This window comes from Neisseria sp. HMSC070F02 (assembly GCF_001814225.1).
GTDB lineage: Bacteria > Pseudomonadota > Gammaproteobacteria > Burkholderiales > Neisseriaceae > Neisseria > Neisseria meningitidis.
This window is the reverse complement of record NZ_KV815379.1, coordinates 14,778-22,244: the sequence shown is the minus strand read 5'-3', so window position 1 is coordinate 22,244 and position 7,467 is coordinate 14,778. Positions and strand designations below refer to the sequence as shown.

Here is a 7,467-nt window from a genome sequence, read left to right as displayed (position 1 = left end):
CGGTCTGGATTCCCGCCTGCGCGGGAATGACGGTGCGGATGTTTTTCTATCGAATCCGCCATATTTTTTACTTCAACCCTGCCGTCAGACCGCGTTGTCGAAACCGCTGTGGCGCAAGAGTGCGTCTATGCTCGGTTCGCGGCCGCGGAAGGCTTTGAAGGATTCTGCCGCGCTGCGCGATCCGCCGACGGCGAGGATTTCCTGCCAAAAGCGTTTGCCTGTGGCGGCGACATCGTCGCTTTCTTCAAAGGCGGCGTATGCGTCCGCGCTCAATACTTCCGCCCACGCGTAGCTGTAATAGCCTGCGGAATAGCCGCCTGCGAAGATGTGGCCGAAGCTCAAGGCGAAGCGGTTGTATTCGGGCGGTTGGATGACGGCGACTTCTTTGCGCACGCTGTCTAAAACCTGTTGCCAGTTTTTCAGACGGCCTTCGTCGTCTTCGCTGTAAATCATCATATCGAAGAGGGCGAACTCCATCTGGCGGACGAGGAACATTCCGCGTTGGAAGTTTTTGGCGGCGAGCATTTTGTCGAAGAGTTCTTTCGGCAGGGGCTCGCCGGTTTCTTCGTGGGTGGACATTTGCGCCAATACATTGTATTCCCAAACGAAATTTTCCATAAACTGGCTGGGCAGTTCGACCGCGTCCCATTCTACGCCGTTGATACCGGACACGCCCAGTTCGTCCACTTGGGTAAGCAGGTGGTGCAGCCCGTGTCCGGTTTCGTGGAAGAGGATGAGGATTTCGTCGTGGCTCAGGCGGGCTTCCCTGCCGCCGACGGGTGGGGCGAAGTTGCAGACGAGGTAGGCGGTGGGCAGTTGCAGCGTGCCGTCTGAAAAACGGCGGCGACCTTTGTAGTCGTTCATCCACGCGCCGCCGCGTTTGCCTTCGCGGGCGTAGAGGTCCATATAGACGCCGCCTATGGTTTCGCCGTTTTGTTGCAATTCAAAATAGCGCACGTCTTTGTGCCAGACGGGGACGGTTTTTTCGGTAAATCCGATGCCGTAGAGTTTTTTGATTTGGGCGAACAGTCCGTTTAATACTTTGCCGACGGGGAAGTATTTTTTGACTTCGGTTTCGCTGAACGCGTATTTGGCTTCGCGCAGTTTTTCGCTGGCGTAGCCCAAGTCCCACGGTTGCAAATCGGCGAGGTTCAGGCTTTCGCGGGCGAAGGCTTTGACTTCGGCGAGGTCTTTTTCGGCGTAGGGTTTGGCGCGGCGGGCGAGGTCGTGCAGGAAGTTTAAAACTTGTTCGGGCGTGTCCGCCATTTTGGTTGCCAGCGACAATTCGGCGTAGTTTTTGAAGCCGAGCAGTTTGGCGGTTTGCAGGGCGTTTGCGAGCGTGCGGTCGATGTTGGCGGTGTTGTCGAATTTGCCGCCGTCTGAAAGTTCGCTGGCGCGGGTAACGTAGGCGCGGTAGATTTGTTCGCGCAGTTCGCGGTTGTCGGCGTATTGGATGACGGCGAGGTAGTGCGGAATCTGCAAACCGATTTTGTAGCCTGTTTTGCCTTCGCTTTGCGCGGCAGCGGCAAACATGGCGAGCGCGTCTTCGGGAATGCCGGCAAGCGGTGCAGCATCGTCAAAGTAAATGCCGAACGCGTCGGTCGCGTCTAGGACGTTTTGGGAGAATTTGGCGGAAAGTTGCGCGCCTTCGGTTTGCAGTTTTGCCAGTTCTGCCTGCTGTTCGGGCGGCAGTTCCGCGCCGCTGAGGACGAAATCGCGCAGATCGTGGTTGAGTTTGGTTTTTTGCGCGGGGGAGAGGGTGTCGAACTCGGGGGAGTTTTTGATGGTTTTGAAGCGGTTGTACAGCTCGATGTCTTGTCCGATTTCGGTGAAGAAGACGGTGATTTCGGGCATCAGTTCGTTATAGACGGCGCGCAGTTCGGGCGTGTCGGCGACGGAGTTGAGGTGCGACACCACGCCCCAAATCCTGCCGACGCGTTCGGTGATGCCGGTCAGGGGTTCGACAGTGTTTGCCCAGCCGGTGTGCGTTTGGGCTTTGATGGCGGCGATTTGTTCGCGCGCTTCGGCGATGGCGGTTTGCAGGGCGGGTTTGATGTCTTCGGTTTTGATTTGATCAAAACGGGGTTCTTCGCCCAAATGGAGCAGTGCGTTGTCAGTCATAAGATGGGTTTCCTTTGCGTGTTGTGCTTCAGACAGCATATCGGCAATATGCCGTCTGAAGCCGGAAATGGGGTCGGTCGGGGAAAGTTAAAGTGTTTCGGAGCCGGCGGGGTAATTTAACAGGCGGTATTGTACGCGCAAAAATTCGTCCATAACCGCCTGTTGGATTTCCAGCCGCTTTGAAACGGGGGAGGCGAAGCGGACGATGATGCGGTATGCCTTGTCATCGTACGGCACGCGGGTAACGCGCGGTCTGGCGGCGGGCGTGATAAACAGTTTTTCCGCCTGCACGTTTTCCAAATGCCGTTGGATGGCGGGGATGTAGGGCGCGCACAAGGGCTCGAGTACGGCTTTCAGACGGCATACGGCTTCATCCGAATCCAAATGGATGGGAACGGGGATTTCGACCGTATGGATGACATAGTCGCCCAAAATATTGTCGCGGCGCACGGGGTGGCTCAACAACAGGCTGTTGGGGAAAGAAACGGTGGTTCCCGCAAGCTGTCCGACCAAGGGGTTCGGACCGACCTGCATCATCAGCGTGTTCAACAGGTTGATGTCGACCACGCGCCCGCGCAGGCCGTTGATTTCGATATAGTCGCCGACCGAGTATTGCTGGGTGGCAGACCTTAAAATACTGCCCGACAGACACATAATCAGTTCCTTCGTCGCCACGACGACCGCCGCCGCCACCGCAAACATCGACAAAGCCAGCGTTTGGATTTGCGCCGACCAGATAAATGCCAGCGAAAACAGCACCAAAAGCAGCGTTATATTGCGGCTGGCAACCAAAAACCGCCGCTTGCTTTCGATGCCGAAATCCGGATGCCGTTTGAAGTGGATATTCAACAGAAGGGCGCGCGCCAGCAGCAAAGCCGCGACCACCGCCACGGATTCGACCGCCTCCGCACGTATCGGGACGGCACCGAGCCAAGTGTCCAACATATTCCATATTTCCATTTCCGCGCCCCTGTCCGAAAAGTATAGGGTGTAGATTTTAGTGGCAAAAAAACGCTTTTGCCACTTTACGGGACAATCCCCGACCTGATGCCGGAGGCAAACGTACCGTTTCATCTTTTCCCGGCGGCACACTGATGCGGATAACGCTGAATTAGGCGGCAAAATCGGCTATAATACACAATTATATATGTCGTCCCGCCCGCTTTTTCCACAAGGTGCGGACTTGTTTTGGCGGCATCGCAAAATCTTTTCAAAATCCGGCAAAAAATATGACTGAACAAAAACACGAAGAATACGGCGCCGACAGCATTCAGGTGCTCGAAGGCTTGGAAGCGGTACGCAAACGCCCCGGTATGTACATCGGCGACACGCAGGACGGCAGCGGCCTGCACCACATGGTGTTCGAAGTATTGGACAACGCCATTGACGAAGCACTCGCCGGACATTGCGACAAAATCACCGTTACCATCCACGCCGACCATTCCGTCAGCGTCGCCGACAATGGGCGCGGTATGCCCACCGGCATCCACCCGAAAGAAGGACGCTCCGCCGCCGAAGTCATCATGACCGTCTTGCACGCGGGCGGTAAATTCGACAACAACAGCTACAAAATCTCCGGCGGCCTGCACGGCGTGGGCGTGTCCGTCGTCAACGCGCTGTCCGACTGGGTTACGCTGACCATCTACCGCGACGGCAAAGAACACTTCGTCCGCTTCGTGCGCGGCGAAACCGAAGAGCCGCTGAAAGTTGTCGGCGATTCCGACAAGAAAGGCACGACCGTACGCTTCCTCGCCAGCACGGAAACTTTCGGCAACGTCGAATACAGCTTCGACATCCTCGCCAAACGCATTCGCGAACTTTCCTTCCTGAACAACGGCGTGGACATCGAATTGACCGACGAACGCGACGGCAAACACGAAAGCTTCGCCCTTTCCGGCGGCGTGGCCGGTTTCGTGCAATACATGAACCGCAAAAAAACGCCGTTGCACGAAAAAATCTTCTATGCGTTCGGCGAGAAAGACGGCATGAGCGTCGAATGCGCGATGCAGTGGAACGACAGCTACCAAGAAAGCGTGCAGTGCTTCACCAACAACATCCCTCAGCGCGACGGCGGTACGCACTTGACCGCGTTGCGCCAAGTGATGACACGCACCATCAACAGCTACATCGAAGCCAACGAAGTCGCCAAAAAAGCCAAAGTGGAAACAGCAGGCGACGATATGCGCGAAGGTTTGACCTGCGTGTTGTCCGTCAAACTGCCCGACCCCAAATTCTCATCCCAAACCAAAGACAAACTGGTTTCCAGCGAAATCGGCCCCGTTGTCAACGAAGTCATCAACCAAGCGCTGACCGACTTCCTTGAAGAAAACCCGAACGAAGCCAAAATCATCACCGGCAAAATCGTCGATGCCGCCCGCGCGCGCGAAGCCGCCCGCAAAGCCCGCGAAATCACCCGCCGCAAAGGCGTAATGGACGGCTTGGGGCTACCCGGTAAACTCGCCGACTGCCAAGAAAAAGACCCCGCATTGTCAGAACTTTATCTGGTCGAGGGCGATTCTGCAGGCGGTTCCGCCATGCAGGGGCGCGACCGCAAATTCCAAGCGATTTTGCCGCTTAAGGGCAAGATTTTGAACGTCGAAAAAGCGCGCTTTGAAAAAATGCTCGCCAGTCAGGAAGTAGCCGCTTTGATTACCGCGTTGGGCGCGGGCATCGGCAAAGAAGAATTCAATGCCGAGAAGCTGCGCTACCACCGCATCATCATCATGACCGATGCCGACGTGGACGGCGCGCACATCCGCACCCTGCTCCTGACCTTCTTCTACCGCCAAATGCCCGAACTGGTCGAGCGCGGCTACATCTATATCGCCCAGCCGCCTTTGTATAAAGCGAAATACGGCAAACAGGAACGTTACCTCAAGGACGAGTTGGAAAAAGACCAATGGCTGCTCGGTCTTGCCTTGGAAAAAGCCAAAATCGTTTCAGACGGCCGCACCATCGAAGGCGCAGAACTTGCCGACACCGCCAAACAATTCCTGTTGGCAAAAACCGTCATCGAACAGGAAAGCCGCTTCGTAGACGAACTCGTCCTGCGCGCCATGCTACACGCGTCGCCCATTGATTTGACGTCGTCTGAAAACGCCGATAAAGCCGTTGCCGAACTTTCCGGTCTGCTTGACGAAAAAGAAGTCGCCCTCGAACGCATCGAAGGTCATGAAGGACACCGGTTCATCAAAATCACGCGCAAGCTGCACGGCAACGTCATGGTCAGCTACATCGAACCCAAGTTCCTCAACAGCAAAGCCTACCAAACCCTCACCCAAACCGCCGCCGCGCTCAAAGGCATGGTCGGCGAGGGTGCCAAGCTTTACAAAGGCGAAAACGGGTACGACGCGGACAGCTTTGAAACCGCTTTGGACATCTTGATGAGCGTTGCCCAAAAAGGTATGTCCATCCAACGATACAAAGGCTTGGGCGAGATGAACCCCGAGCAGCTGTGGGAAACCACGATGGATCCCGCCGTGCGCCGTCTGTTGAAAGTGCGCATCGAAGACGCCATTGCCGCCGACGAAGTATTCGTTACCCTGATGGGCGACGAGGTCGAACCGCGCCGCGCCTTTATCGAAAACAACGCGCTGATTGCCCAAAATATCGACGCATAAGTGCCGTTTTAAAAAAGGAGACGGGCATCGTGCCGCGTCTCCTTTTGGTTTGTCAAACGGAAGCCATACCGTCTGAAACCGCCTTTCGGAGCAAAACCATGGTCAGCATTTTTGATATTTTCAAAATCGGTATCGGGCCTTCCAGTTCGCATACGGTCGGCCCGATGAAGGCAGCCGCCGCCTTTGCGGCAGGTTTGGATGCACAGGCTGTTCGCATCGTCATCGACATTTACGGCTCGCTCGCCCTGACCGGATACGGACACGGTACATTTGACGCACTGATGCTCGGTTTGGAAGGCAGCCTGCCGCACGACATCCCGCTTGTCGGCATTCCCGAACGCCTCGAACGCATCCGCACGCAGCACATCCTCCGGCTCAACGGGCAAGAAATCCGCTTCATCCCCGACCGCGACCTGAACATACTCGGCAATCAAGTGCTGCCCAAACACCCCAACGGCCTGCGTTTTACCGCCTATGCTTCAGACGGCATCGTCTTGAAAGAACAGGTTTATTATTCGGTCGGCGGCGGCTTTGTCGTTACCGAAGAAGATTTTGACCGGCAGGCGGAAACGGAAAAAGCCGTTCCCTATCCCTATACCAGTTGCGCCGAACTGCTTGCCCGATGCCGTCTGAACCGGCTCGACATCTCCGAAGTCGTGTTGGCAAACGAAGCCGCGCTTGCCGGATGCGGCGAAGCCGAAATCCGCCGCCGCGCCGCTGCCGTTGCCGAGGTTATGGAAGGCTGCATCAAACGCGGCTTGGGTGCGGACGGCGAACTGCCCGGCGGATTGAACGTCCGCCGCCGCGCCCCGCAGCTTGCCGCCAAGCTCAAAGTCCTGCGCGAAACCGAAATCGTCAACACCCAGCTCTGGCCGATGGTGTACGCCATGGCGGTCAACGAAGAAAACGCCGCCGGCGGACGCGTCGTTACCGCACCGACCAACGGCGCGGCAGGCATCATTCCCGCCGTATTGCACTATTTCCGCAAGTTCAATCCGCACGCCACACAGGAACGCGTCGAAAACTTCCTGCTCACCGCAGGCGCAATCGGCATCCTCTACAAGACCAACGCCTCCATTTCCGGTGCGGATGTCGGCTGTCAGGGCGAAGTCGGCGTAGCGTGTTCGATGGCGGCGGGCGCATACGCCGAAGTCATCGGCGGCACGCCCAAACAAGTGGAAAACGCCGCCGAAATGGCGATGGAACACCATTTGGGGCTGACTTGCGACCCCGTCGGCGGACTGGTGCAAATCCCCTGCATCGAGCGCAACGGCATCGCCGCCGAAAAAGCCCTCAAACTCGGCACGCTCGCGCTTTTGGAAGACGGCACGGACAAAAAAGTCTCGCTCGACGAAGTCATCCGAACCATGCTGCAAACCGGCCGGGATATGAAGGCGACCTACAAAGAAACCTCGCTTGCCGGACTCGCCGCCACGCTCCGGAAAAAAGCCGTCCCCGTATCCGTGCGCGTGGTCGAGTGCTGAGGATGGACAGAAACGAAAATGCCGTCTGAAAACAGTTTTTTAGACGGCATTTCATTTATTTCTTGCGGCTTTACCGTTTCAGTGCCAGCGTCAACACGCCCGCCGTAACCAGCCCCAAGCCTATCCATTCCTGCGTGTTCGGGCGTTCGTCTAAGAAAACCACCGCCATCAGGAATGCAAACCGGCGTTGTTTGCAGCATCCGGCAAGAATTTTTATAGTGGATTAACAAAAATCAGGACAA

5 protein-coding genes are annotated in these 7,467 nt (G+C 56.6%); 2 read left to right on the top strand and 3 right to left on the bottom strand.

The window, feature by feature from the left end:
* Window positions 1–84: 84 nt before the first annotated feature.
* On the bottom strand, window positions 85–2,121 hold the full coding sequence (locus HMPREF2959_RS03060; RefSeq protein WP_002243205.1) for a M3 family metallopeptidase: 2,037 nt from the start codon (window positions 2,119–2,121) through the stop codon (window positions 85–87).
* A gap of 87 nt (window positions 2,122–2,208) precedes the next feature.
* A complete protein-coding gene (locus tag HMPREF2959_RS03055; protein ID WP_002225975.1) occupies window positions 2,209–3,081 on the bottom strand; it encodes a mechanosensitive ion channel family protein in 873 nt (290 codons plus the stop codon).
* Between the two features lie 269 nt (window positions 3,082–3,350).
* On the opposite strand from HMPREF2959_RS03055, the gene gyrB reads away from it, so the two are divergent.
* Both gyrB and HMPREF2959_RS03045 read left to right on the top strand, forming a co-directional pair.
* Window positions 3,351–5,741, top strand: coding sequence for a DNA topoisomerase (ATP-hydrolyzing) subunit B (gyrB, locus tag HMPREF2959_RS03050; RefSeq protein ID WP_002243204.1), 2,391 nt, complete (start codon window positions 3,351–3,353; stop codon window positions 5,739–5,741).
* A 98-nt stretch (window positions 5,742–5,839) separates the two neighbouring features.
* Window positions 5,840–7,225: an L-serine ammonia-lyase gene (locus HMPREF2959_RS03045; protein ID WP_002243203.1), complete on the top strand. Its 1,386-nt coding sequence runs from the start codon at window positions 5,840–5,842 to the stop codon at window positions 7,223–7,225.
* A 70-nt stretch (window positions 7,226–7,295) separates the two neighbouring features.
* On the opposite strand, the gene HMPREF2959_RS03040 is transcribed toward HMPREF2959_RS03045, so the two are convergent.
* Window positions 7,296–7,394: a hypothetical protein gene (locus HMPREF2959_RS03040; RefSeq protein ID WP_014575118.1), complete on the bottom strand. Its 99-nt coding sequence runs from the start codon at window positions 7,392–7,394 to the stop codon at window positions 7,296–7,298.
* Between the last annotated feature and the right edge of the window lie 73 nt (window positions 7,395–7,467).

Coding starts and splice junctions, on each gene's coding strand:
- HMPREF2959_RS03060 (WP_002243205.1), bottom strand. CDS start 2,121: ATGACTGACAACGCACTGCTCCATTTGGGCGAAGAACCCCGTTTTGAT.
- HMPREF2959_RS03055 (WP_002225975.1), bottom strand. CDS start 3,081: ATGGAAATATGGAATATGTTGGACACTTGGCTCGGTGCCGTCCCGATA.
- gyrB (WP_002243204.1), top strand. CDS start 3,351: ATGACTGAACAAAAACACGAAGAATACGGCGCCGACAGCATTCAGGTG.
- HMPREF2959_RS03045 (WP_002243203.1), top strand. CDS start 5,840: ATGGTCAGCATTTTTGATATTTTCAAAATCGGTATCGGGCCTTCCAGT.
- HMPREF2959_RS03040 (WP_014575118.1), bottom strand. CDS start 7,394: ATGGCGGTGGTTTTCTTAGACGAACGCCCGAACACGCAGGAATGGATA.